At 70.8% G+C, this 25355-nt stretch carries 23 protein-coding genes and 1 pseudogene; 10 read left to right on the top strand and 14 right to left on the bottom strand.

Annotated elements, in window-relative coordinates; translation table 11 throughout:
- Positions 1 to 33 precede the first annotated feature (33 nt).
- Complete coding sequence (locus DEJ11_RS17040) at positions 34 to 654, bottom strand: alpha/beta hydrolase (protein WP_111105282.1); 621 nt, start codon at positions 652 to 654, stop codon at positions 34 to 36.
- 73 nt (positions 655 to 727) lie between these two features.
- Here DEJ11_RS17040 and DEJ11_RS17035 point away from each other — a divergent pair, with 73 nt between their 5' ends.
- On the top strand, positions 728 to 1270 hold the full coding sequence (locus DEJ11_RS17035) for an NUDIX hydrolase family protein (protein WP_071406188.1): 543 nt from the start codon (positions 728 to 730) through the stop codon (positions 1268 to 1270).
- Between the two features lie 68 nt (positions 1271 to 1338).
- Here the strand turns inward: DEJ11_RS17035 and DEJ11_RS17030 are convergent, their stop codons facing one another.
- Both DEJ11_RS17030 and DEJ11_RS17025 read right to left on the bottom strand, forming a co-directional pair.
- Positions 1339 to 1542: a CsbD family protein gene (locus DEJ11_RS17030; protein ID WP_027466762.1), complete on the bottom strand. Its 204-nt coding sequence runs from the start codon at positions 1540 to 1542 to the stop codon at positions 1339 to 1341.
- A gap of 237 nt (positions 1543 to 1779) precedes the next feature.
- Positions 1780 to 3390, bottom strand: a complete 1611-nt coding sequence (locus tag DEJ11_RS17025; RefSeq protein ID WP_111092205.1) for a DEAD/DEAH box helicase — start codon at positions 3388 to 3390, stop codon at positions 1780 to 1782.
- 294 nt (positions 3391 to 3684) lie between these two features.
- On the opposite strand from DEJ11_RS17025, the gene DEJ11_RS17020 reads away from it, so the two are divergent.
- A complete protein-coding gene (locus tag DEJ11_RS17020) occupies positions 3685 to 4512 on the top strand; it encodes an endo alpha-1,4 polygalactosaminidase (RefSeq protein WP_253183785.1) in 828 nt (275 codons plus the stop codon).
- 190 nt (positions 4513 to 4702) lie between these two features.
- On the opposite strand, the gene DEJ11_RS17015 is transcribed toward DEJ11_RS17020, so the two are convergent.
- From DEJ11_RS17015 to DEJ11_RS17000, 4 genes are all read right to left on the bottom strand, one after another.
- Positions 4703 to 5062 carry a GntR family transcriptional regulator gene (locus tag DEJ11_RS17015; protein ID WP_035809483.1) on the bottom strand — a complete coding sequence of 120 codons (360 nt, stop codon included), beginning with the start codon at positions 5060 to 5062 and terminating at the stop codon, positions 4703 to 4705.
- A 10-nt stretch (positions 5063 to 5072) separates the two neighbouring features.
- On the bottom strand, positions 5073 to 5645 hold the full coding sequence (locus tag DEJ11_RS17010; RefSeq protein WP_051597091.1) for a DUF1684 domain-containing protein: 573 nt from the start codon (positions 5643 to 5645) through the stop codon (positions 5073 to 5075).
- A 132-nt stretch (positions 5646 to 5777) separates the two neighbouring features.
- Positions 5778 to 6260: a hypothetical protein gene (locus DEJ11_RS17005; protein WP_111102650.1), complete on the bottom strand. Its 483-nt coding sequence runs from the start codon at positions 6258 to 6260 to the stop codon at positions 5778 to 5780.
- Positions 6261 to 6329: 69 nt separating this feature from the next.
- The gene (locus tag DEJ11_RS17000; RefSeq protein WP_071406184.1) at positions 6330 to 6968 is read right to left on the bottom strand and encodes a GNAT family N-acetyltransferase; all 639 of its coding nucleotides are present in this window, start codon (positions 6966 to 6968) and stop codon (positions 6330 to 6332) included.
- Between the two features lie 91 nt (positions 6969 to 7059).
- Between DEJ11_RS17000 and DEJ11_RS16995 the strand changes: the two genes are divergently transcribed.
- Together DEJ11_RS16995 and DEJ11_RS16990 are read left to right on the top strand one after the other, a co-directional pair.
- Complete coding sequence (locus tag DEJ11_RS16995; RefSeq protein WP_258375264.1) at positions 7060 to 7665, top strand: hypothetical protein; 606 nt, start codon at positions 7060 to 7062, stop codon at positions 7663 to 7665.
- Positions 7666 to 7701: 36 nt separating this feature from the next.
- Positions 7702 to 8010, top strand: a pseudogene (locus DEJ11_RS16990) (DUF427 domain-containing protein); the annotation flags it as partial.
- 30 nt (positions 8011 to 8040) lie between these two features.
- Here DEJ11_RS16990 and DEJ11_RS16985 read toward each other — a convergent pair.
- The 6 genes from DEJ11_RS16985 to DEJ11_RS16960 all read right to left on the bottom strand — a co-directional run bounded on the left by DEJ11_RS16985 (position 8041) and on the right by DEJ11_RS16960 (position 13417).
- Positions 8041 to 9300: an Nramp family divalent metal transporter gene (locus DEJ11_RS16985; protein WP_111038472.1), complete on the bottom strand. Its 1260-nt coding sequence runs from the start codon at positions 9298 to 9300 to the stop codon at positions 8041 to 8043.
- Between the two features lie 192 nt (positions 9301 to 9492).
- Entirely contained in the window at positions 9493 to 10188 is a 696-nt protein-coding gene (locus tag DEJ11_RS16980) for a CGNR zinc finger domain-containing protein (protein WP_111102649.1), read from the bottom strand.
- 47 nt (positions 10189 to 10235) lie between these two features.
- Positions 10236 to 10727: a SprT-like domain-containing protein gene (locus DEJ11_RS16975; protein ID WP_071406182.1), complete on the bottom strand. Its 492-nt coding sequence runs from the start codon at positions 10725 to 10727 to the stop codon at positions 10236 to 10238.
- On the bottom strand, positions 10724 to 11554 hold the full coding sequence (locus DEJ11_RS16970; RefSeq protein ID WP_071406181.1) for a hypothetical protein: 831 nt from the start codon (positions 11552 to 11554) through the stop codon (positions 10724 to 10726). Before DEJ11_RS16970 ends, DEJ11_RS16975 begins: the two co-directional genes overlap by 4 nt.
- A 141-nt stretch (positions 11555 to 11695) precedes the next feature.
- Positions 11696 to 12466, bottom strand: a complete 771-nt coding sequence (locus DEJ11_RS16965) for a YhjD/YihY/BrkB family envelope integrity protein (RefSeq protein WP_146250003.1) — start codon at positions 12464 to 12466, stop codon at positions 11696 to 11698.
- 108 nt (positions 12467 to 12574) lie between these two features.
- Positions 12575 to 13417, bottom strand: coding sequence for a spermidine synthase (locus DEJ11_RS16960; RefSeq protein WP_111102646.1), 843 nt, complete (start codon positions 13415 to 13417; stop codon positions 12575 to 12577).
- 130 nt (positions 13418 to 13547) lie between these two features.
- Here DEJ11_RS16960 and DEJ11_RS16955 point away from each other — a divergent pair, with 130 nt between their 5' ends.
- The 6 genes from DEJ11_RS16955 (at position 13548) to rpoC (ending at position 24714) form a co-directional block, all read left to right on the top strand.
- Positions 13548 to 14069, top strand: a complete 522-nt coding sequence (locus tag DEJ11_RS16955) for a hypothetical protein (RefSeq protein WP_111102645.1) — start codon at positions 13548 to 13550, stop codon at positions 14067 to 14069.
- Positions 14066 to 15271, top strand: coding sequence for a sensor histidine kinase (locus DEJ11_RS16950; protein ID WP_111102644.1), 1206 nt, complete (start codon positions 14066 to 14068; stop codon positions 15269 to 15271). The genes DEJ11_RS16955 and DEJ11_RS16950 overlap by 4 nt, the downstream gene beginning before the upstream one ends.
- Entirely contained in the window at positions 15268 to 15945 is a 678-nt protein-coding gene (locus DEJ11_RS16945) for a response regulator transcription factor (RefSeq protein ID WP_111102643.1), read from the top strand. Before DEJ11_RS16950 ends, DEJ11_RS16945 begins: the two co-directional genes overlap by 4 nt.
- Before the next feature lie 332 nt (positions 15946 to 16277).
- The gene (locus DEJ11_RS16940; RefSeq protein WP_111102641.1) at positions 16278 to 16913 is read left to right on the top strand and encodes a hypothetical protein; all 636 of its coding nucleotides are present in this window, start codon (positions 16278 to 16280) and stop codon (positions 16911 to 16913) included.
- A gap of 386 nt (positions 16914 to 17299) precedes the next feature.
- On the top strand, positions 17300 to 20788 hold the full coding sequence (gene rpoB, locus DEJ11_RS16935) for a DNA-directed RNA polymerase subunit beta (RefSeq protein WP_071406174.1): 3489 nt from the start codon (positions 17300 to 17302) through the stop codon (positions 20786 to 20788).
- A gap of 44 nt (positions 20789 to 20832) precedes the next feature.
- Entirely contained in the window at positions 20833 to 24714 is a 3882-nt protein-coding gene (rpoC, locus tag DEJ11_RS16930) for a DNA-directed RNA polymerase subunit beta' (protein ID WP_110863230.1), read from the top strand.
- A 129-nt stretch (positions 24715 to 24843) separates the two neighbouring features.
- Here the strand turns inward: rpoC and DEJ11_RS16925 are convergent, their stop codons facing one another.
- Positions 24844 to 25239, bottom strand: coding sequence for a VOC family protein (locus DEJ11_RS16925; protein WP_071245506.1), 396 nt, complete (start codon positions 25237 to 25239; stop codon positions 24844 to 24846).
- Between the last annotated feature and the right edge of the window lie 116 nt (positions 25240 to 25355).

The raw sequence follows: 25355 nt of genomic DNA, 5'->3' as shown, positions 1-25355 counted from the left end.
CTGGCACCGGGCCTCCTGTCCGTCGTCGTGCGCCTACACCGCGCCGACGAAGGCGGCCACGTCCGCCAGCTCCGCCGTCGACACGGCGTGCGGCAGGCCCGCGTAGGTGCGGTCGGTCACGTCGGTGTGCGCTGAGGCCCACGCCTGCGTCCGGGCGGTGGCCTCGGGCGGGATCACCGGGTCGAGGTCACCGTGCCCCAGGAACACCCGCGGCCGCACGGCCGACACGGCTTCGTCGCGGGAGTCCGTGACGCCCGGCACGACGAAGCCCGACAGCGACACCGCGAACGCGAACGCCGCGGGCCGGGCACGTAGGAGCTGGAGCGCCATCGAGCCGCCCTGCGAGAACCCGAGCAGCCCGATCCGCGGGTGATCGGCGGCGACGGAGTCGATCCAGTCGAGCACCTCGGCGGTCGCGGCGTCCACCGCCTCGGGCGCAGGGGAGCCGGGCGTGCCGAGCGGGTACCAGCTGAAGCCGGGCCCCCACGGCATCGGTGCCCGGAGCGACGCGACCGTCCACGCGGGCGGCAGCGCGTGGGCGAGGCCGAGCAGGTCGTGCTCGTTCGACCCGACCCCGTGCATCGCCACGATCAGGGGCGTGCCCCGCCGGTCCGAGGTACTCCGGGTCCACTGCACCAGGTCCGCATCGATCATGTGGACAACGCTAACCATCCCCAACTCCCGCGCCTTCCGCCGAACTCGCCGCCGTCCCTGGTAGACACGGAGCATGTCCTCGCTGCGCACTCCCGATCCCGACTCCGGCTGGCTGTCCGACGAGGAGCTCGCGAACGTCCGCCGTCGTCTGCCGATCTGCTACGTCGAGGCGGTCCCCGTCCGCACCGACGGCCTCGGCGTCGTGACCGAGGTCGGCGTGCTGCTGCGTGTCTCCCCGAGCGGTTCGATCGCCCGCACCCTGGTGTCCGGTCGTGTGATGTTCGGCGAGTCGATCCGCACCGCGCTCTTCCGCCACCTCGAGAAGGACCTCGGGCCGATGGCGTTCCCGCAGCTGCCCTCGAGCCCGACGCCGTTCACCGTGGCCGAGTACTTCCCGCTGCCCGGCGCCTCGGTGTACACCGACGAGCGGCAGCACGCGATCTCGCTGGCGTACGTCGTCCCCGTCACTGGGACGTGCGAGCCCCGGCAGGACGCCCTCGAGCTCACGTGGATGACCCCGATGGAAGCCGCGTCCGACGCAGTCGCCGACGAGATGGAAGGCGGCCGTGGCGCACTGCTCCGCGCCGGCCTGGCATCGGTCGGCGCCCTGCACTAGCCCGCGCACGACGAAGCCCCCGGATCCGATCGGATCCGGGGGCTTCGCAGCGCGGTTGCGAACCGGCTTCAGTGCTTGTCGTCCTTGAAGCTGTCGGCGACGCCGTGCGCGGCGTCCTTGACGTCAGTGACGCCCTGCTTCGCCGAGGCCTTGCCCTGGTCGGTCTGGCCTTCGGCCTTCAAGCGGTCGTTACCGGTCGCGTTGCCGGCGGCTTCCTTGACCTTGCCTGCCGCCTTCTCAGCGGCGTTCTTGATGTCATCGATGCCAGCCATAGGCACTCCTTCCAGAAGCGGACGTGTTCCCCGTCAGCCGCTTGCGCGGCATCCGGTGAAGCAGACCGTACGCCCGCCGGGGTACCCCACCCCCAGCCCCCGCCAAGGTTCGCCAGCACACTCACGCAAAACACCGGTGTTCACGGATCACACCCCGGGATGCGGGGGTTCGAAACGTGGACACCGGTGTCTTGCGGGCATCGACGCGCTCAGGCCGAGCGGGTCAGAGCGCGCAGGTCAGTGGCGGTCGGCAGCGCCGGCCGGACGGGAGGCGCGGCGCGAGCCACCACGACGGTTGCCGCCCGACTCGTTGCCGGACCGACCCGCGGCGTAGCCGCCCTCGGACGACCAGACGGCCGACGAGCCGCCGCGCACGACGTCGCTGCTGCCCGAGCGACGGTTGCCGCCGCTGCGGCGACCACCGGTCGAACCGGCGGCCGCGGCACCGGAGCGCCCGGCGCCCTCGGTCCGTGCGCCACGGGCCGGACGGCCCTGACGGCCCCCGGCCGAACCGGCGGACTCGCCAGCCGAGCCGGAACGCGCGGGCTGCGCCGCGCCTCCTGACCGACCGCCGCGACCACGGCGACGACCGCCGCCGTCACCGGCGGACTCGGCCGAGCGCTGCTTGGGCTGACGCTGCTGGGTGGGCTGCTCCTCGGCCACGTGGCGGATCGGAGCGACCTCGCCGACGAGCGCGGTGACGGCCGGGGAGGTCGCCGAGACGTGCTGCGGCGTGACCTTGATCGCGGCTGCACGCATCATCTGCGCGACGTCGCGACGCTCGGCGGGCATCGTCACGGTGACGACGTCACCGGACGAACCGGCGCGCGCCGTGCGGCCCGAGCGGTGCAGGTACGCCTTGTGCTCGGTGGGCGGGTCGACGTGCACGACGAGCTCGACGTTGTCGACGTGCACACCGCGGGCGGCGACGTCGGTGGCGACGAGCACGAGGGCCTCACCGGAGGAGAACTTCGCGAGGTTGCGCTCACGGGCACCCTGCGACAGGTTGCCCTGCAGGTCGACGGCCGGGATCCCCTGGCTGCTGAGCTGCTTGGCGAGGCGCTTGGCGTGGTGCTTCGTGCGCATGAAGAGGATGCGGCGACCGTTGCCCGAGGCGAGGGCGCTCACGAGGTGCTTCTTCGCGTCGGCGTCGGCGACCTCGAACAGGTGGTGGGTCATCGCCTCGACGGGGCTGTTCGCCTCGTCGACGGAGTGCATCACCGGGTTGTGCAGGAACTTCTTGACGAGCTTGTCCACGCCGTTGTCGAGCGTGGCGGAGAACAGCAGTCGCTGCCCGTTCTCCGGCGTCGCCTGCATGATTTTGGTCACGCCGGGCAGGAAGCCCATGTCGGCCATGTGGTCGGCCTCGTCGAGGACGGTGACCTCGATGTCGCCCAGGTTCACGTGACCCTGCTGCATGAGGTCGGCGAGGCGACCCGGGCAGGCGACCACGACGTCGACGCCGCCGCGCAGGGCGTCGACCTGACGACCCTGACCGACGCCACCGAAGATGGTCGTGGTGTTGAGGCCCATGGCCTTGGCGAGCGGGGCGAGGGCGACGTCGATCTGCGTCGCGAGCTCACGCGTCGGTGCGAGCACCAGGGCGCGGGGGCGGCCGGCGCGGCGCTTGCGGCCGCTGGCGGCGAGGCGGGCGACGAGCGGGATCGCGAACGCGATGGTCTTGCCCGAGCCGGTGCGGCCGCGGCCGAGGACGTCCTTGCCCTGCAGGGAGTCCGGGAGGGTGTCCGCCTGGATGGGGAACGCCATGTCCTTGCCCTGGTCGGCGAGGACGGAGACCATCGGCGCGGGGACGCCGAGGTCGGAGAAACGGATGTCTTCGGTGGTCATGGTGACCTTTCGAGCCGGAGCAGTCCGGCTGTGGGCGCGCTCTGAGGCAGCGCGCGGGCGGGATGCGCGCCAACGGATGTGGCTGGCGCAGTCGCCGCAGCAGAGAAGCCTGGGCACCTTCGTGAGGTGCTCGATCATCGACCAGAGTCCGGAGACAGGTGGTCGGGAGTTCGGGGCGTCCGTACGACGCACGAGGCGATCGGCGCCTCGAGTACGACCAGCATAGCGTGCACATCCCCGGAACAGCGAGGGCGGGGTCGTTCGCCCTGCGCGTGCGAGGATTCCGGGGTGCGCATGCGATCCGTCCTGTTGACCACCGCGATGGCCCTGGTGGCCGTCCTCGGCACGGCCGGCTGCGCCGAGGCCGCCACGACCAGCGCGGCCGCGAGCTACCGCAACCTGCCGACCTCGGGCCGCGTGGACTACCAGCTCGGCGGCGGGTACACCCCGCCCTCCGGCGTGACGATCGTCGAGCGCGACAGCACCGACCGCCCCGCGAAGGGCAAGTACAACATCTGCTACGTCAACGGGTTCCAGACGCAGCCCGAGGCCGCCCGCACGTGGAAGAAGTCGTACCCGTCGGCGATCCTCCGCGACCGCGCGGGCAAGCCGGTCTCGGACCCGGGGTGGCCGGACGAGATGCTCCTCGACACCCGGACCGCGGCCAAGCGTGCCCTGATCACGAAGGTGCTCGCGAAGACCGTCGCCCGCTGCGGTGACCGCGGGTTCGACGCGGTGGAGTTCGACAACCTCGACTCGTGGACCCGGAGCGGCAAGCGGCTCACCCGTGCCGGCAACCTGGCGCTCGCGAAGTCGCTCGTCGCCAAGGGGCACCGGCACGGCCTGGCCGTCGGGCAGAAGAACACGCCGCAGCTCGGGGCGTCCGGCCGGAAGCAGACCGGGTTCGACTTCGTCGTCGCCGAGGAGTGCGTGCAGTACCGGGAGTGCGCCGCGTACACGAAGGCCTACGGCAAGCGGGTCATCGACGTGGAGTACTCGGACACCCTCGAGCGCTCGTGGGGTTCGGTCTGCGGGCTGAAGAGCCGTCCGGCCATGACGATCCTGCGCGACCGAGACCTGGTGACCCCGAAGGACGACGCGTACGTGTACGAGCACTGCTGAGCGCTCGGGACGTTCCTTCCCAGAACGCCTGCGATGCCTGGTCGGATCGGGCGTACCGGGTCAGAACTTCGGACCGGGTACGCCCGGAACGACCAGGTACGCCCGGAACGACCAGCCCCGCCAGCCCCGCCAGCGCCAGCCCCGCCAGACTCGCCAGCGCCACCCCCGCCAGCGCAGCCACCCGCGCCCGCTACGCCGGCCAGGCCTCGCGCAACGCGGTCGCAGCCTGGTCCGCCGACAGCCCCGCCGAGCGCGCCGCGGCGGCCAGGGCACGAGCGGCCTCGGCCACGGCGTCCGGCACCGCTGCCGGCCGCACCACCCGGGTACCGGCGCCCCGTGCGGTGTGCACGAGCCCGGCCTCCTCGAGCAGCTGGTAGGCCTTCGCGACGGTGCCCGCGGCGAGCCCGAGCTCGTCCGCCAGCCCGCGCACGCTCGGCAGCCGTTCGCCGTCCACCAGGTACCCGGCGGTGATCTGTGCGGCGATCTGCGATCGGACCTGCTCGAACGGCGGCACGCGGCCACCGACGTCGAGGGCGACGAGTCCTGTCATGCGTTCCACCCTAGAAGTCGTACTGCTCGCCGACGGGGATCGGGACCGGCACGGTGTTGCCCGGAGGCGCGAGCGGGCACGCCCACGCCGGGTCGTACGCGCACGACGGGTTGTAGGCGAAGTTGAAGTCGAGCACGAGCGACCCGAGGTCGTCCCCGCCCAGGTCCGAGCCCTTGATGGTGTCGAGCAGGTAGCGCCCGCCGCCGTAGGTGCCGCGGGCCTTGCCGGCGCTGGCGTCCTTGACGGGGACGAACACCCCGCCCGCGTAGCCACCGTGCTTCCAGACGTCGAGCGTGCCGACACCGGGGACCCGCACGAGGCCGAGCCGGTCGAAGTGGACGACACCGTCGGTGCCGGTCTCGAAGTCGAACTCGGCGGGCTCCGTGGCCTCGATGCGGACCTGGAACCGCCACGCCGGGTCGTAGTCCGGCACCGGCAGCGATTCGAAGTCGCGAGCGTCCTCGTCGAGCAGGGGCGACGCCGGGTGCTCCGCGAACATCGCGTCACGGGTCTCGCGCCAGAGCGCGTGCGCCGTCTGGGGGTCGGGGGTGGCGCGGACACGGCGGTACAGGTCGAACGTCATCCGCCGCCAATCCGTCGTCGCCAGCGTGCTGCGCACGCGGTCGTCGGTCGTCGGCTCCTGGGGGCGCGTCTGGCTCACGTGGTCGAGGCTACGCCCGCTCCGCGGTGGACGGGAGGCCCGACCCGCGTCACGTCACTCGCCGTCGGTCCGCCAGGTGGGCGCGAGGGCGCGCATCCGGAACGCCCGCCACTGCCAGATGACCCACATGCCGGGCCACAGGGCGAGCCCGAGGACGGCCGGTCGCATCCGGTAGGTCAGGCGGTCGAGCAGCAGGGTCCGGCCACCCGGTGCGGGGACGACGGCCATCCGGTGCGACATCGTCATCCGCCCGAACAACCCGGACGTGCCGCCGCCGTTGTCGCGCTGCACGGGGACTCCCTGGACCTCGTACAGGTCGAGGTCGACGTGCGTGTCACCGCTCGGCACCAGCCCGAAGGCGTCCGCGGTGATCGGGTGCGGGTGCCCCGGCTCCCAGCGCTCCGGGAACCCCTGGGGGTCACGCGAGCGGTACGCCAGGAACGGCTTCGTCACCGCCACCATCACGGAGGGGGACAGCAGGGCATCGCGCACGGCGTCGACCGGCGCATCGAGGACGATCCGGAGGCCGACGTGCATGGCGGTGACGCTACGCCCGCGGGCTGGACGGTGCGTCGTGGCGGTGCGAGACGACGCAGCGGGGACGACTCAGGCGTGCCGGGCCGACCGGCGGCGGGACCCCTCGGCGCGGTCGTGCCGCCGGAGCCGCTCGGCCAGCGAGAGCCGCACGGCCGGCCACTCCGACGCGATCACCGAGAACACCACGGTGTCGCGCAGCGTGCCGTCACGGCCGATCGCGTGGTTCCGGAGCACGCCGTCCTGCTTGGCGCCGAGGCCCGCGATGGCCGCCCGGGACTGCAGGTTGTGCCAGTGGGTGCGGAACTCGACCGCGATGCACTGCCAGGCCTCGAACGCGTGCGACAGCATGAGCAGCTTCGACTCGGTGTTGATCCCCGAGCGCTGCGCGGACCGGGCCAGGAACGTGCTGCCGATCTCGACGTGGCGGTTGCCCGGGTCGATGTTCATGAAGGTCGTCGCACCCACCACCCGTCCGGTCGGGCGGTCCCGCACGGCGAAGGGCACCATGCGTCCGGCCTCGTGCTCGGCGAGCCGCCGGTCGATCTCGGCCTCGACCTGTGCCGGGGCGGGCACCGAGGTGTACCAGGTGCGCCACAGATCGCCGTCCGCGACCGCCGCCCGCAGGTCTTCCGCGTGCTCCTGCCCGAGGGGCTCGAGCGTCACACGGTCGCCGGTCAGGGTGGGTACGGGGGCGATCTCCATGACCATGCATCCTAGGGTTGGCGACCCTGGTGGAACCCGGTCGGACGGCGACCCTGTGGAGAAGGACAGCATCGCCCGGGCGGCTATCGTGACGGACGTGGCAGAACGCACCCAGGAGAAGTACCAGGTCCGGTTCGCGTGGGGTCCCGGAGGTGCGGCACGGATCGCCCACGGCACCCACCTGCTCGTCTGGGTCGACGCCCTGCCGCCGACCCCCGACGCCGCAGCACAGCGGCGCGCGCTGCGGAACGTGACCGCCCAGCTGCCGCAGGGGCCGGAGGTCGTGCTCGGCCACCTCGGCAACGCGGCGGCGGTCGCGGAACGGGTGACGAGCCTCCAGGCCGCACGCGGCGACCGGTGCGTCGTCGCGATCGTGGCCGCCGGGCTGCACCACACCGCAGCCCTCGACGACGCGGCCGCGGCGGCGGGGGAGTCCGTCGACGTCGCCGACGCACCCGACTTCGCCGTCGAGGACCTGCTCGCCGCCGGAGCCGTCGTCGACGCGCTCACCGACGTCGGCATCGACCACACCTCACCCGAAGCCGCTGCGGCCTGCGCGGCGTACACGGGGCTGTGCCGTGCCGTGAAGCACCTGGTCAGCGCGTCCGAGGGAGCCGCCGTCCTGAGTCGTGACGACGTGCACGCGGCGCTCGCCGCGGGGCCGGACCTGCCCGTCCTGCGGGAATCGGGGGAGCGCGCGTAGCGTTCGCCCCGTCACGGAACCAGCGAGCGAAGGAGCAACGCCATGAAGGCAGTCGTCGGCGACACGGTGATCGCGGAGGCCCCCGAAGAGGACCTCATCAAGATCGAGGGCAACTGGTACTTCCCGCCGTCGAGCGTGAAGACCGAGCTCTTCACCGAGAGCCCCACTCAGTACCACTGCCCGTGGAAGGGCGACACCCAGTACTTCACGGTGAACGTCGACGGACAGGCGCTGCAGGACCGCGCATGGTCGTACCCGACGCCGATCCCGTCGTCGTTCGACCGCGTCGGCAAGGACTACTCGGGCTACGTCGCGTTCTGGAAGGACGTCCAGGTCGTCGAGTGACGACCGCCCGTCACCCTGACCGGCTGCGACTCAGCCGGTCAGGGTGAGCACGACCAGCGCGACGTTGAGCGCCACGATGACCGCCGCGATCACCCACGCCACCACGCGGGTGGTCGCGGCGTTCACGTCGGTCCCCATCACGCTCCGTCGCGACGTGTAGACCACCAGGGGCACGATCGCGAAGGCGATCCCGAAGCTCAGCACCACCTGGCTGACGACGAGCAGCATCGTCGCGTCGATGTTCAGCGCGAGCAGCACGATCGCCGGCACCAGGGTGATCGCGCGCCGGGCCACGAGCGGGATCCGCACGTGCAGCAGGCCCTGCATGATCTCCGCGCCGGCCATGCAGCCCACTGAGGTCGAGGCCAGGCCGGACGCGAGCAGGCCCACGGCGAAGAGCACCCCGACGACCGGGCCGACGTTCTCGGCGATGGCGCGCTGCGCACCGGGGATGGAGTCGGTGCCCTCGACGCCCGGCAGGGTGGCCGCGGCGAGGACGAGCATCGCGATGTTCACCCCACCCGCGACGATCAGCGCGAGCCCGACGTCCCACCGGGTCGCGACGAGCACCCGGCGACGCTCCGGCCCGGCGGGGACGTCCCCGTGGCGGTCCCGGGCGAGCGCCGAGTGCAGGTACACCGCGTGCGGCATCACGGTCGCGCCGAGCATCGAGGCCGCCAGCAGCACCGACCCGGAGCCCTCGAACCGCGGCACGAGCCCGGCGACCAGGTCGGCCGGAGACACCCGGGCGAACAGCAGCCCGGCACAGAAGCCCACGGTCAGGATCGCGAGCATCGCCGTCACCACGGTCTCGAACAGTCGCGTGCCCCGGCGGCTGTGCAGGGTCAGCAGGAGCATCGAGACGAGCCCGGTGATGATCCCGCCGACCACGAGCGGCAGGCCGAAGAGCAGGTAGAGCGCCAGCGCGCCGCCGATGACCTCGGCGATGTCGGTCGCGGCGGCGACGATCTCGGCCTGACCCCAGAACAGCAGGCGCGGGGTGCGCCGCATCCGCAGGCCGAGGTGCTCGGGCAGCGACTTGCCCGTCACCACCCCGAGCTTGGCGGACAGGTACTGCACCACCACGGCGCTGGCGTTCGCGGCCACGAGCACCCAGAGCAGCAGGTACCCGTACTCGGCTCCGGCGGTCAGGTTGGCGGCGACGTTGCCCGGGTCGACGTACGCGATGGCCGCGACGAAGGCCGGTCCGAGCAGGGTGAGCCCGGCTGCGCGGCGGCGCGGGGCACCGGATGGGTGCTCGTCGAGCCGGGGGCTGGCAGTGTCGGTCATGCACCGATCCTGCCAGAGAATTCGGTGCGCCGAATCTTTTTCTTCGTCGTGTCGGAGTGTTCGCCGGTCGCCGTTCGCGCGTGCGTGTGTCGGGTGGTCGCGATCGGTCGGTTGCGACGCCGTCGGGCGACAGTTGGTGACCGCTCGGCGGAGGTGAGCGGGGTGTCCTGACCGCTCGTGCTCAGCTCGTGGTCACCCCGCGGCGCGGCGGGCGCGGTGTGCCCGGACCTTCGCCCGGTTGCCGCACCGCTGCATCGAGCACCAGCGACGGGTCCCACCGCGCGACGAGTCGTAGAACACCAGGCCGCAGTCCTCGGCCGAGCACCGGCTCAGCCGGGTCGGCCGGCCGTCGGCCTCGACGTCGTCGAAGCCGACCTCGGTGAAGAGCGCGACGGCGTCGCGCGCGACGCTCGACAGGGCCTGCGCCAGGCGGACCCGGTTGGCTCCGGCGCGGCGTCGGCCACCCGGGAGGCTCGGGGGCACGTCCGGCAGGGCGGCGAACAGGTTGACGGTGTCGATGTCGTCGGGCGCGGGGCGCGTGCGGCCGGCCCCGGCACGCAGGCCCGCCGCCACGGCGGTGCGTTCCGCGGCGGTGCTCGCCGGCGCGGGGGCGGCGGCCACGGCGAGCCGGGCGATCGCGGCACGCAGGGCCCGGGCGTCCTGCAGCTCGCGGGCGCTGGCACCGACGTCGATCGGCTCGGTGTGCTCGCTGAGCCACTCGTCCAGGTCGGCCGGGCTCGCGAGCAGCTCCCCGAGCTGCGACCGCGGTCGGCGTCCGGTGGGGTCGTCGGCGAAGCCACCCGTGTGCGCGAAGTCGAGCGCGATCCGTCCGGCGTCGAAGAACCAGGAGGAACCGGCGTCCGTGCGGATGTGCTGCCCCGTGTGCATCCGCCCAGGCTAACGGGTTACCGGCGCGCCTCCGTGCGTCGGGACCCTCATGCGGTAGTCGACGCCATCGTGGCCGCGTCGTCGTCAGCGGTCCGGCGCCGCCAGGTGATGACGTTCCGGGCATCGAAGCGCCGGGAACAGCGGGCGCAGGCCAGGGGACGGGTGGGCGTGCGGTACCGGAAGTGCTCGTGCCCCGCGGGGCAGGTGCCGATCCAGGGGGCGAGCTCGCTGGCGATCGGCCCGTCGTGCAGCCGGGAGCCGGTGTACCCGATCGCCGCGGCCGTGCGCTTCCACTTCGGTCCGTGTGCCGCCCGGGCGCCGGCGAGTGCGTGCGCGACCTCGTGCAGCAGGACCTGCTCGACGTCGTCGTCGGAGAACCGGGCGGCCAGGTGACGGCTCACCGTGATCCGCTTCCGCGCGAAGTCGCACTGCCCGGCGCGGGTCTTGGCGTGGTCGAAGCCGAACGCCCACGTGCCGGCACCGAGGTGTTCGGCGATGAGCGCTTCGGCGCGGAGCCGGACGGTCTCGAGCGCGGTCACTGCTCGGCGCGCGGGTCGGCCTGGCCCTTCTTCGCTGCCCGGGCCGCGATCCGGCCCCAGATGTCGTCGGCCTCGGTCCGTGCGGCGTCGGGCGCACCGAGCACGCGGCGGCGGATCGGCGGGACCTGCTTCACCGGCTCGGCGACGCGGGTGGTGGGTTCCTCGTCCTCGGCACGGCGGGCGGCGACCTCGCGGGCGGTCCGTGGCTTGTCGGACGGTTCCGCCGGGTTCGTGATCGAGGCCCGCATGGCGGCTTCGACCGCGGTGCGCAACGCGTCGGTGCGCTCGGACGGCGCGCCGGCCTGTCGGAAGGCCTGGTACGCCCGCGACAGTGCTGCGCGGGCCTCGTCGAAGCGGTCGTTCTCGAACAGCGACCAGCCCTCGATCTCGGCTGCGGCGCCCTCGAGTTCGGGCCACTCCTCGGTGGCGGCGGTGTCGCGGGCCATGGCGGCCTCGGTGGCGGCGCGGTCGTGCCGCCCGAGGTCGTGCAGGACGTGCGCACGACGGATCCGCGCGGCGACCTTGTCCTGGCGCTCCCCGGTGAACATGGCGAGGCGGAACACCTCTTCCGCGATGACGAGCGACTCGTCCAGTCGACCGAGCAGGCGGAGGAGTTCGGCCCGTTCGGCGAGGGCGTCGGTGCTGCGGCTCTGGCCGAGGTCACGGAGGCGCTGGTGCACGGCGTCGACGTCGACCGCGGGTCGCAGGCTGATGGGCGCGAAGGTGCTGCCCGGGCTGACTCCGGCCGTCACGGGAGCCGCGTGGCGCGGTTCACGGGAACGGTCGGACAGGTCGGGCTGCTGGCGGTCGTCGGGCGGGAGGGACATCGGTTCGAGGGTAGCCGCGGTCTCCCGGGAGCGGTCGGTGCGACGCGCTCAGGTTGCGCCGGTGCGGCCGTCCGCGCGTGCCGCCCGGGACGACGAACGGCCCGCCGTGCCGGAGCACGACGGGCCGTTCCGAGTGGTCGATCAGGAGTTGGCGGCCACCGCGGCGGCAGCGGCCACGCCGACGTAGGTGACCAGCGTCGCGATCGTGGCCACGACGGCCAGGATGATCGCGAAGATGCCCCAGCCGCGACCACGCTTGGTCACGGCGGCGATGATGCCCTGCACGAGCGCCCAGAGCCCGAGGATCGCGGCGACGCCGGCGATCACCGCACCGACACCGATCTGCGAGATGACGGCCGGGTCGTTCATGAGCTGCCGCTGCAGCTCCTGCTGGTCCGGGGTGGCACCGCTGCTCGGTACGAGGTTGTTGATCGCGTCGCTGTTGGCGAGCGCCGACCCCATCACGTACCCGCCGATGACGCCGATGACGAGCGCGGCGAGTCCGAGGAAGAACGCCACGACACCGAGGGTCTTCTTCTTGGGCTTCGGCTCGTCGTGGCTCTGCCAGGCCGGGGCACCGGCGTGCGCGGGCGCGGCGGCGTACGGCTGCTGGTCGTGGTGCTGGTCGTGGCGCTGCTGGTCGTTCCAGCTCGGCGTGCTCGACGGCTGGCCGTACTGCTGCTCGCCGTTCGGCTGGCCGTACTGCTGCTGGCCCTGCCCGGACTGCTGCCCGTACTGCTGCTGGCCCTGCCCGTACTGCTCGCCGTACTGCGGGGTCGAGGTCGGCGCCGGGTCCACCCGCTCGCCGTACCGCGGGGCCTCGGCGTCGGGCTGCTGCTGCGGGGCGTCGCCCCAGCGCGGCGCCTGGCCGTCGCCCGTCCGGTCCTGGTCGTTCCGGTCGTCGTTCGTCATCAGGGTTCCCATCGCTCGGTCGCGCACCTGCGCGGTCGTTCAGACCATCCTGACAGCCGGACCCGCCGAGTGTCCGAAGTCCGTCCCCGGCGAGGCTCTGGGCGGGCATCAGCTCCCGAACACGCTCCGGTTCGGCTCCGGCGACGCGACCGCCGTCTGGTCGGTGACGATCGGCGCCCCGGCGATGAACGCCCTGAGCTCCGCACCGTGCACGACCTTCGCCGGCATCGGGTCGGACGAGTACCGCCTCGGCATGTCCGCCACCGGCAGGTCGGTCGGCGACCCGAGCAGCACGATGTTCCCGAACCGCCGGCCCTTGAGCATGCCGGTGTCCGCGACCGCGGCGACCGACGGCAGCACCGACTGCAGCGTCGACGCCTGCCCGCGGGCGAAGGCCAACCCGGCACCGTCGGCCACGTTCACCGCGACGATGCCCGTCGGCGACAGGAACGCGGCGACCTCACGGTAGAACTCGACGCTCGTCACGTGGGCGGGGATCTGCGAACCGCCGAAGACGTCCACCACCGCCAGGTCCACCGTGCCGCGGAGTCCGGCGGGCAGCTTGCCGAGGACCTCCCGGGCGTCGCCGTACCGCACCCGGATCGAGGCGCCGCGGGGGAACGGCAGGGCCTCGCGCACGTGCTCGACCAGGTCGCGCTCGAGCTCGATCACCTGCTGCCGCGAACCCGGACGGGTCACCGCGACGTAGCGGGGCAGGGTGAGGGCGCCGGCGCCCAGGTGCAGTGCCGTGATCGGGCCGTCCGGCAGCAGGTCGATCGCGTGCCCGATCCGCCGGATGTACTCGAATGCCAGGTGGGTCGGGTCCTCGAGGTCCACGTGTGACTGCGGGGTGCCGTCCACCACCAGGGTGAAGGACCCCGGTCGGTGCCGGTCCGGCTCCACCACCGAGTACCCCGCACCGATCCGGAACCCGTCGAACGCATCAGCCATGCCGTCAATGGAACACCACCGCGATCACCACCCGCGTCCCCACCCCTGGTTGGTGTGCCCGCGGAGCGCCCGGAACGAGGCTGATGTCACCGGTCGGAACACTCCGCCGGACCACCTCGAAAGGCTCACCATGTCGGTCCAGCTCCTCGCGAACGTGCTCATCGGCCTCGCCCTCGTCGGCCTCCTGGCGTACCGGCAGGCGACCTGGCGGTCCCTCGACCCGGCGCGCATCTGGCGGGGACCGCTCGTGATGGCGATCGTCGGCGTGGTCGTCCTCGCACAGACCACGGCGACCGTCACCACCACCGACGTCGTGTTCCTCGGCCTCGAGGCCCTGCTCACCGTCGGCGTCGGCCTCGCGATGGGGGCCATGACCCGGTTCCGCACCGTCACGACGCCGGACGCCAAGGGCCGCATCCTGCAGTCCCGCACCGGGTGGCTCGGCGCCGCGCTCTGGATCGTCCTGATCGCCGCCCGCGTCGGGCTCGACGTCGTCGGCGGCCACCTCGGTGCGCACCTGCTCACCTCGACCGGCACGATCCTGCTCGTGCTCGCCCTGAACCGTGCAGCCCGTGCCCTGGTCGTCGACCAGCGCATCCCCCGCGGCGGCGACCGGTCGGAGGCCGCCCGCCGCGGCATGATGGTGCGGTGAGCCTGCCGACCGACCCGGACCGGACCGACCCCGCCGGGGTCCGGTCCGCCTCGGTGCTCTCCTGGGGACTCAACGCCGTCGGGATCGCCGTGGTCGCCTTCTGGTTCGTGCGGAACGGCCTCCTGCTCCACCACCCCGCGTGGGTCTGGGCCGTCGGGGCCGTGGCGCTCGCCGCCTGGGCCGTCCGCGAAGCGGCACGCACGCCCCGCGTCCTCGTCGCCGCAGCCGGCGTGATGATCGCCGCCGGATCGCTCGCCGTGGTGCCGACCGACTCGCTGCTGGTGGTCCCGGTGATCGTCGGGCTCGTCATCCTCGGCGCGGACCTGCGTCTGCCGGTCTGGACGGCCGCGGTCGCCGCGCTCGCCGCCGTCGTGGTGGTGGCCGTCACCGCGACGCTCGCGCAGACGTCGGTGCAGTTCGTCCTCGGCGTGAGCGGCGGGCTGCTGCTCGGCGTGCTCGTCGGCTTCAGTCGTCGGCAGGTCCGGATCACGACGGCGCAGGCTCGCGAGACCGAGCGGCAGCAGCAGCGCGCACGGCTCCTCGCCGACCGGTCGCGAGCGTCCCGGGACATCCACGACGTCCTCGCCCACTCGCTCGGCGGTCTGGTGCTGCAGCTCGACGCGGTCGAGGCCCTGCTCGAGGCCGGTCGCGTCGACGAGGCCACCCGCCGAGCCGGCGAGGCACGCGCGCTGGCCGCGGACGGCCTGGCCGAGGCACGGCGTGCGGTACACGCGCTCCGCGACGAACCGCAGCCCGGCCGGCCGGAGCCGACCCGTGCCTCCAGTCCGTCCGCCGACCACGCGTCGGGCCTGACGGCCCTGCTCGACGCGCACCGCTCGTTCGGCGGCGAGGCCGTCGTGCAGGGTGACGCGACCCTCGCGGTCCTCGACGACGCCCACCGTGCCGCCGTGGTCCAGGTCGTCCGGGAGGCCCTCAGCAACGCCCGCAGGCACGCTCCCGGCCGCCCCGTGTCCCTGTCCGTGATCCGGGACGGCGACGCCGTGGACGTCGTCGTGGCCAACCCGCTGCCGAGCGGCGGGCAGGGGGTGCTCGGGATGCGCGAGCGGTTCGCGGAACTCGGCAGCGAGGCCACGGTGGAGGCCGAGCGTTCCGACGACGAGTTCGTCGTCGCCATGCACCTGCCCGTCGACGGCACGCGCGACGCGGACGCTACGGTCGCCGCCGAGGACGACCGCTCGTGACCATCCGGGTGCTCGTGGTCGACGACCAGGCCATCGTCCGCGACGGCCTGGTGACGGTGCTGTCGCTCGTGCCCGACCTGCAGGTCGTCGGGCAGGCGGCCGACGGTGCCGAGGCGATCGCCGCCGTCGACCGGCACGTGCCCGACGTCGTCCTGATGGACCTGCGGATGCCGGGGGTCGACGGGCCGACGGCCACCGCGCGGATCGTCGCCGAGCACCCCGGGGTCGCGGTCCTGGTGCTGACGACCTACGCCGACGACGACTCCATCGTCACCGCGCTGCGGGCGGGAGCTCGCGGCTACCTGACGAAGGACGCCGGACGGGCGGAGATCGCGACCGCGGTGCGGGCGGTGGCCGCCGGGCAGTCGACCTTCGACGCGACCGTGGGGGCGCGGCTGGTGGCGCGCCTCGCCGGTGGTGCAGGTGCCGGTGTCGCTGCTGGTTCCGCTGCGCCTGCGTCACCCGATCCCGGTCCGTCGCTCGGTGCTCGGTTCCCGGACCTCACCCCGCGCGAAGTGGACGTCCTCGAGCGGATCGCGGACGGCCGGACGAACCCGCAGATCGCCGCCGAGCTGTTCCTGACGGTGCCCACCGTGAAGTCGTACGTGAACCAGGTGTTCGCGAAGCTCGGGGTCCGGACCCGGGCCGAGGCCGTCGCCCGCGTCCTGCGCTGACCACCCGCAGCACCCCGTCGTCCCCGGGCGACGCACTGCGGACACGTGAATGCGTACACATGGACGACCAGCGGACGCCAAGACTCGTTGCGTACCGTTGACGTCTGTCGTCACGACGCCAGAGCGTCGATGCGTGTGTGCCCCACACTCCACGCGTCCGCCCGGACACCGTGACCACGACGTGCCCGTGAGCGCCCCCACCGCTCGAGCGTGCGCGCCGTCGGCGTGCTGCTGCGCGCCACCCCTCCGGCCACCCGCGCGCGCTGGCCGTCGAACGCACCGCACCCGATGACGAGTGCACCACTGCTGATCCGCCGCAGGAGACCTCCGTCATGACCGCCGACACCATGAGCGTGCCCACCGCACGCCTCACCACACCGGACACCCACCGGTCCGGGACCCGACCCACCCGGGTGATCCGGGCCTCCCGGCCGTCCCGTGCAGCCCATCCGTCCCGCGCCGCCCTGCCGTTCCACGCCGACCGCGAGACGGCACCCACCTGGATGCGGGTCGTCGGCACGGCGCTGCTCCTCGGCGGTGCCGGCCTGTCCGCCGCCGTGCTCGGCTGGCCCGGGGACGCGCCGGAGGTCGCCCTGCTGGTGCCGGCCCTGCTCGCCGTCGCCCTCGGGTCGCTGCTCCTGCTCGCGCGTGCCGGGTTCACCGTCACCGAGCGGCACGTGACCCTGCACTTCCGTCCGCTCCCGCCGCGGCGCATCCCGCGCCGGCGGATCACCGACGTGCGCCTGGTCGAGGCGGACGCGGCCACCTACGGCGGTGTCGGCCTGCGGATCCGTCGCGGCGAGCGTGCGCTCATCCTGACGCCGGGGCTCGGGATCGAGTTCACGGACGACCGGGGCCGGGTCACGTTCGTCCGCACACGTCGCCCGGAGGACGCGTTCCGTGCGCTGGCCGGACTGCCGGGCGGGCCGGGAGGCGCGGATCGCGTCGAGCGCGAGCGGCTGGGTTGAGCAGGGACCCGGCTGAGCAGGGGAATGGAAGCGGCGTGTGGCGGCTTATACACGCCACTGCCGAATCCGGTCAAGCCGGGACTGGACAGCGCGCCACGGAGCGAACTATGATGACAGTTCGCGCTCCCTGGCATCCGTGTCGTCATATTGCGGTCGACGCAGAGTTCTGAGACAGAAACTCATCTCGCCCTGGTGCAGCCGGACCCGTATATGGCGGCGGGTACCGCTCACGGAGATCATCCCACACGTGCACCGACGTTCCGCGTCAAGGCACGCGTCGGCGTGGTCGCAGGGCTTGCATCTCAGGGTTCGCCGAGCGATCAATCCACTCACCTACACACTGCTCGTCAGTGTCGGCCCGACGGGGCCTACCGGAGGTCACACCCTTGGCTGCTGCGCCCAACGCATCCACCAACCCCAAGAACGGTCGCAACCACTCGCGACTCTCGTTCGCCAAGATCACGGACACCCTCACGGTTCCTGATCTGCTCGCACTCCAGACGGAGAGCTTCGACTGGCTCGTCGGCAACGACGTCTGGAAGGCCCGCCTCGCCGAAGGGCAGGAGCAGGGTCGTACCGACCTCGCGCTGCACTCGGGGCTCGAGGAGATCTTCGAGGAGATCTCCCCGATCGAGGACCTCGGCGAGACCATGCAGCTCTCGTTCACCGCGCCGGAGCTCGAAGACCCGAAGTACTCGATCGACGACTGCAAGGAGCGCGGCAAGACCTACGCCGCTCCGCTGTACGTCAACGCCGAGTTCATGAACCACATGACGGGTGAGATCAAGACGCAGACGGTCTTCATGGGCGACTTCCCGCTCATGACCGAACGCGGCACGTTCATCATCAACGGCACCGAGCGCGTCGTCGTGTCGCAGCTCGTCCGTTCGCCCGGCGTGTACTTCGAGCGCCAGCAGGAGAAGACCTCCGACAAGGACATCTACTCGGCGCGGATCATCCCGTCGCGTGGTGCCTGGCTCGAGTTCGAGATCGACAAGCGCGACCAGGTGGGCGTGCGCATCGACCGCAAGCGCAAGCAGTCCGTGACCGTCTTCCTCAAGGCCCTCGGCCTGACGAGCGAAGAGATCATGGACGAGTTCCAGGGCTTCGCGTCGATCGAGTCGACCCTCGAGAAGGACGCCGTCCTCACGAAGGAAGAGGCGCTCAAGGACATCTACCGCAAGCTCCGTCCCGGCGAGCAGGTCGCTGCCGAGGCCGCGCGTGCGCTCCTCGACAACTTCTACTTCAACCCGAAGCGCTACGACCTGGCGAAGGTCGGCCGCTACAAGGTCAACCGCAAGCTCGGCATGGACGCCCCGCTGTCCGACTCGGTGCTCACCGTCAAGGACATCGTCGCGACGATCAAGTACCTGGTGTCGCTGCACGCTGAGCGCACCACGATCGACGGCGTCCGTGACGGCGAGCCGGTGCAGCTGCGCCTCGACGTGGACGACATCGACCACTTCGGCAACCGTCGCATCCGCGCCGTCGGCGAGCTCATCCAGAACCAGGTCCGCACGGGTCTGTCCCGCATGGAGCGCGTCGTCCGCGAGCGCATGACCACGCAGGACATCGAGGCGATCACCCCCCAGACGCTCATCAACGTGCGTCCGGTCGTCGCCGCGATCAAGGAGTTCTTCGGAACGTCCCAGCTGTCGCAGTTCATGGACCAGAACAACCCGCTCGCGGGCCTGACGCACAAGCGTCGTCTCTCGGCCCTCGGCCCGGGTGGTCTGTCCCGTGAGCGTGCCGGCGTCGAGGTCCGTGACGTCCACCCGTCGCACTACGGCCGCATGTGCCCGATCGAGACCCCGGAAGGCCCGAACATCGGCCTGATCGGTTCGCTCGCTTCCTTCGGTCGGATCAACTCCTTCGGCTTCATCGAGACCCCGTACCGTCGCGTCGTCAACGGCGAGGTCACGAAGACCATCGACTACCTCACCGCTTCGGAAGAGGACGACTTCGTCGTCGCGCAGGCCAACGCCCCGCTGACGAACGACTTCCACTTCGCCGACGACAAGGTGCTCGTCCGCAAGAAGGGTGGCGAGGTCGAACTCGTCGCCAAGGACGAGGTCGACTACATGGACGTCTCCCCGCGCCAGATGGTGTCGGTCGCGACGTCGCTCATCCCGTTCCTCGAGCACGACGACGCGAACCGCGCCCTCATGGGTGCGAACATGCAGCGTCAGGCCGTCCCGCTGCTCCGTTCCGAGTCGCCGCTCGTCGGTACCGGTATGGAGGGCTACACGGCCATCGACGCCGGCGACGTCGTCACCGCCGACAAGGCCGGTGTCGTCTCCGAGGTCTCGGCCGACGCCGTCACCCTGCAGCTCGACGAGGGCGGCACGCAGACCTACTACCTGCGCAAGTTCGACCGCTCCAACCAGGGCACGAGCTACAACCACCGCGTCATCGTCTCCGCAGGCGAGCGCGTGGAGCAGGGCGAGGTCATCGCCGACGGTCCCGCGACGGAGAACGGCGAGCTCGCGCTCGGCAAGAACCTCCTCGTCGCGTTCATGCCGTGGGAGGGCTACAACTACGAGGACGCGATGATCCTGTCGCAGAACCTCATCAAGGACGACACGCTCTCCTCGATCCACATCGAGGAGTACGAGGTCGACGCCCGCGACACCAAGCTCGGCAAGGAGGAGATCACCCGTGACCTCCCCAACGTCAGCCCGGACCTGCTGGCCGACCTCGACGAGCGCGGCATCATCCGCATCGGTGCCGAGGTCCGCCCCGGCGACATCCTCGTCGGCAAGGTCACGCCGAAGGGCGAGACCGAGCTGAGCGCCGAGGAGCGTCTGCTCCGTGCCATCTTCAACGAGAAGTCGCGCGAAGTCCGCGACACCTCGCTCAAGGTGCCCCACGGTGAAGAGGGCACGATCATCGGCGTCAAGGTGTTCGACTCGCAGGACGGTGACGACGAACTCGGCTCTGGTGTCAACCAGCGCGTGGTCGTCTACATCGCCCAGAAGCGCAAGATCACCGCGGGTGACAAGCTCGCCGGTCGTCACGGCAACAAGGGCGTCATCTCGACCATCCTCCCGGTCGAGGACATGCCGTTCCTCGCCGACGGCACCCCCGTCGACATCGTCCTCAACCCGCTCGGCGTCCCCGGCCGCATGAACTTCGGCCAGGTGCTCGAGATCCACCTCGGGTGGCTCGCCAAGCAGGGCTGGAACGTCGAGGGCATCCAGGACTGGGCCGAGAACCTGCCGGAGGCAGCGCACAGCGCCGAGCCCGGCACCAAGGTCGCCACCCCGGTGTTCGACGGTGCGTACGAGCGCGAGATCGAGGGCCTCCTCGACTCGACCCTCCCGAACCGCGACGGCGAGCGCCTGATCGGCTCGTCCGGCAAGGCGCAGCTCTTCGACGGCCGCTCCGGCGAGCCGTTCCCGGAGCCCGTCTCGGTCGGCTACATGTACATCCTCAAGCTGCACCACCTGGTCGACGACAAGATCCACGCGCGTTCGACCGGTCCGTACTCGATGATCACGCAGCAGCCGCTGGGTGGTAAGGCGCAGTTCGGTGGACAGCGATTCGGTGAGATGGAGGTGTGGGCGCTCGAAGCGTACGGTGCCGCCTACGCCCTCCAGGAGCTCCTGACGATCAAGTCCGACGACATCCTCGGCCGCGTGAAGGTCTACGAGGCGATCGTCAAGGGCGAGAACATCCAGGAACCCGGCATCCCCGAGTCCTTCAAGGTCCTCATGAAGGAGATGCAGTCGCTCTGCCTGAACGTCGAGGTCCTCTCGGCCGACGGCCAGGCGGTCAGCCTGCGCGACAACGATGACGAGGTCTTCCGCGCTGCGGAGGAGCTGGGCATCAACATCTCCTCGCGGTTCGAGTCGTCCTCCGTCGACGACATCTGATCCCGCCCGTACATCGAAGCCTGAATCAGCAAGAGAGAAGAACATTGCTCGAAGCAACTTCCTTTGACGCCATTCGGATCGGCCTCGCGACCGCCGAGGACATCCGTCAGTGGTCGTACGGCGAGGTCAAGAAGCCGGAGACCATCAACTACCGCACCCTGAAGCCCGAGAAGGACGGTCTGTTCGGCGAGCAGATCTTCGGTCCTTCCCGCGACTGGGAGTGCGCCTGTGGCAAGTACAAGCGTGTCCGGTTCAAGGGCATCGTCTGCGAGCGCTGCGGCGTCGAGGTCACCAAGTCCTCGGTCCGTCGTGAGCGCATGGGCCACATCGAGCTCGCTGCCCCCGTCACGCACATCTGGTACTTCAAGGGCGTCCCGTCGCGCCTCGGGTACCTCCTCGACATGGCGCCGAAGGACCTCGAGAAGGTCATCTACTTCGCGGCGTACATGATCATCGACATCGATGAAGAGGGCCGTCACGCGGACATGCCGGGTCTCGAGAACGAGATGCGTCTCGAGATCAAGACCCTCGAGGGCCAGCGCGACTCGATCATCGCTGACCGCCTCAAGAAGCTCGAGGACGACCTCGCAGCCCTTGAGGAAGAGGGTGCGAAGGCCGACGTCAAGCGCCGCACCAAGGACACCGCCGAGAAGGAGATGTCCCAGGTCCGCAAGTCGTTCGACGAGGACATCACCCGTCTCGAGCGTGTGTGGGAGGACTTCCGCAACCTCAAGGTGGGCGACCTCAAGCCCGAGGACGCCGTCTTCCACGAGCTCCAGGACCGGTTCGGGATCTACTTCGACGCCTACATGGGCGCCGAGGCGATCAAGCTCCGGCTCGAGGCGTTCGACCTGGCCGCCGAGGCCGAGGCACTGCGTCTGCAGATCGCCGAGGGCAAGGGCCAGAAGAAGATCCGCGCGATCAAGCGTCTGCGCGTCGTCAGCTCCTTCCTCGCCACCGGCAACTCGCCGGCCGCGATGGTGCTCGGCGTCGTGCCGGTCATCCCGCCGGAGCTGCGCCCGATGGTGCAGCTCGACGGTGGCCGTTTCGCCACGTCGGACCTCAACGACCTCTACCGTCGTGTGATCAACCGCAACAACCGTCTCCGCCGCCTGCTCGACCTCGGTGCCCCCGAGATCATCGTGAACAACGAGAAGCGCATGCTGCAGGAAGCCGTTGACGCGCTGTTCGACAACGGTCGTCGTGGTCGTCCGGTCACGGGTACCGGCAACCGCGCCCTGAAGTCCCTGAGCGACATGCTCAAGGGCAAGCAGGGTCGTTTCCGCCAGAACCTGCTCGGCAAGCGCGTCGACTACTCGGGCCGTTCGGTCATCATCGTCGGCCCGCAGCTGAAGCTGCACCAGTGCGGTCTGCCCAAGCAGATGGCGCTCGAGCTCTTCAAGCCGTTCGTGATCAAGCGCCTCATCGACCTGTCGCACGCGCAGAACATCAAGTCGGCCAAGCGCATGGTCGAGCGTTCGCGTCCGCAGGTGTGGGACGTGCTCGAGGAGATCATCCGCGAGCGCCCCGTCCTGCTGAACCGTGCGCCGACGCTGCACCGTCTGGGCATCCAGGCGTTCGAGCCGCAGCTCGTCGAGGGCAAGGCCATCCAGCTCCACCCGCTCGTGTGTGCTGCGTTCAACGCGGACTTCGACGGTGACCAGATGGCCGTGCACCTGCCGCTGTCGGTCGAGGCCCAGGCCGAGGCCCGCATCCTGATGCTCGCCTCGAACAACATCCTGAAGCCGTCCGACGGCCGTCCGGTGACCCTGCCCGCACAGGACATGATCATCGGTCTGCACCACCTGACGACCGTCCGCGAGGGCGCCGTCGGTGAGGGCCGTGCGTTCTCCTCGGTCGCCGAGGCGATCCTGGCCAACGACCAGCACACGCTGCACCTCAACGCGATGGCGAAGATCCGCATGACGGGTGTCCACTTCGCCGAGGGTGAAGCTCCCGAGGGCTACGAGCAGGGCGACACCGTGCTGCTCGAGACGACCCTGGGCCGTGCGCTCTTCAACGAGACCCTGCCGGCGAACTACCCGTTCGTCCAGAAGGTCACCGACAAGGGCGTGCTCTCCGCGATCGTCAACGACCTCGCAGAGCGCTACTCCAAGACCGAGACGGCCGCTGCGCTGGACCGGATCAAGGACGCCGGCTTCTACTGGGGCACCCGCTCCGGTGTGACCGTCGCCCTGTCGGACGTCGTGACGCCTCCTCGCAAGAAGGAGATCATCGCGGGCTACGAGATCCAGGCCGCCAAGGTGCAGGGCGAGTTCGACAAGGGTCTGATCACCGACTCCGAGCGTCGCGCCGACCTGATCAAGATCTGGACCGAGGCCACGAACGAGATCGCGCAGGAGATGCGCGACAACTTCCCGGTCGACAACACCATCAACCGCATGGTGTCGTCCGGTGCTCGTGGTAACTGGCTCCAGGTCCGCAACATCGCCGGTATGCGTGGTCTGGTGAACAACCCGAAGGGCGAGATCATCGCCCGCCCGATCATCAACTCGTACCGCGAGGGCCTGACCGTGGCGGAGTACTTCATCGCCACCCACGGTGCTCGTAAGGGTCTTGCCGACACCGCGCTCCGTACCGCGGACTCCGGGTACCTCACCCGTCGTCTCGTGGACGTCTCGCAGGACGTCATCATCCGCGAGGACGACTGCGGCACGACGCGTGGCCTCGAGCTGCCGATCGCGACCGTGGACGCCGACGGCAAGCTCGTCCGCGACCCGCGCGTCGAGAACACCGTGTACTCCCGCACCCTGGCCACCGAGGCCGTGGACGCGCAGGGCACGGTCGTGGCAGAGGCTCGCGAGGACGTCGGTGACGTGCTCCTCGAGAAGTTGCTGGCAGCCGGTGTCGAGAGCATCAAGGTGCGCTCGGTCCTGACCTGCGAGTCGGCCGTCGGTGTCTGCGCGAAGTGCTACGGCCGTTCGCTCGCCACCGGCAACCTGGTCGACATCGGTGAGGCAGTCGGCATCATCGCCGCGCAGTCCATCGGTGAGCCCGGTACCCAGCTGACGATGCGTACCTTCCACACGGGTGGTTCGGCCTCGGCCGACGACATCACCCAGGGTCTGCCGCGTGTCACGGAGCTCTTCGAGGCGCGTACCCCCAAGGGCGCGTCCCCGATCGCCGAGGCCCCCGGCCGCGTCGTGGTCGAGGACACGGACAAGGGTCGTCGGATCATCCTCACGCCGGACAACGGCGACGAGCCGTTCATCTACCCGGTGCTCAAGCGTGCGACGCTCCTCATCGAGGACAACCAGCACGTCGAGCTCGGCGAGCAGTTCATCGCCGGCACCGTCGACCCGAAGGAAGTCCTCCGGGTCAAGGGTGTCCGAGAGGTCCAGAAGCACCTGGTCAACGGTGTGCAGGACGTCTACGGCTCGCAGGGTGTGCCGATCCACGACAAGCACATCGAGGTCATCGTCCGCCAGATGCTCCGCAAGGTCACCGTCGTCGACCACGGCGACACCGACCTGCTGCCGGGTGAGCTCGTCGACCGGTCGCGCTACAACGCGCTGAACCGTGCGGCGCTGCAGGAGGGTCGCAAGACCGCCTCGGCTCGCCAGGAGGTCATGGGCATCACGAAGGCGTCCCTCGCGACCGAGTCGTGGCTGTCCGCCGCTTCCTTCCAGGAGACCACCCGCGTGCTCACGCAGGCGGCCATGGAGGGCAAGCAGGACCACCTCGTCGGCCTCAAGGAGAACGTCATCATCGGTAAGCTCATCCCCGCCGGGACGGGCCTCAGCCGGTACCGTGACGTGGACGTGAACGCGACCGAAGAGGCGAAGGCGGAGCGGTACCCCAACCGCATCTTCGCTGACGACTCGTCGTTCTCGGACGCCGACCTGAGCTTCGTCGACTTCGACAGCTTCTCGTCGGACGACTTCACGCCGGGCACGTACAACTGAGCCTGATGTGATCCCACGAAGGCCCCGTCTCCGCAAGGAGGCGGGGCCTTCGTCGTGTCGTCACCACGTGACGGCCTGGAGGCGCGGTGCGGGGCCGCCACGGGCCTCCCGTCCGCCGTGGGGTCGCGGCTAGAGCGCGCGGCCCGCGCCGTTGTCGCGGCCGGAACCGCGTCCGGTCTCGTCGACCAGCGAGAACAGGCTCAGCACGTTGCCGTCGGGGTCGCGGACGTCGAACCAGTCGACCGCACCGTCGACGCACTCGACGGGGCCGATGTCGATGCCGAGCGCGCCGATTCGTGCGTGCTGCGCGGCGACGTCGTCGACGCCGAAGCGGACGCTGACCGGGTTCTCCTCGGCCTGCTCGTCGACGTAGAGCTGGATCCAGATGCCGCCGACCTCGTACTCGGCGACGCCGTCCTCGGGCTCGAGGTCCGGCTCGGTGCGCTCGAAGACCGCGCCGTACCAGAGGCAGGACGCCTCGATGTCGCTGACGGGCAACCCCACGGTCACGCTCGTGATGTCCATGTCTCATCATGTGCCCGGGTGGGGGCGCGCGTCGAGAGGGATTCCGCGGCGCCGCGCTGTCCGGCCCGCGTCGGACGACGGCCTCGTTCCTCCACACCCCCGTGTGACACCGACGT

This window comes from Curtobacterium sp. MCLR17_058 (genome assembly GCF_003234705.2).
GTDB classification, from domain to species: domain Bacteria; phylum Actinomycetota; class Actinomycetes; order Actinomycetales; family Microbacteriaceae; genus Curtobacterium; species Curtobacterium flaccumfaciens.
Note: the sequence above shows the minus strand (reverse complement) of the source record. Positions and strands in the feature narration are given on the sequence as shown.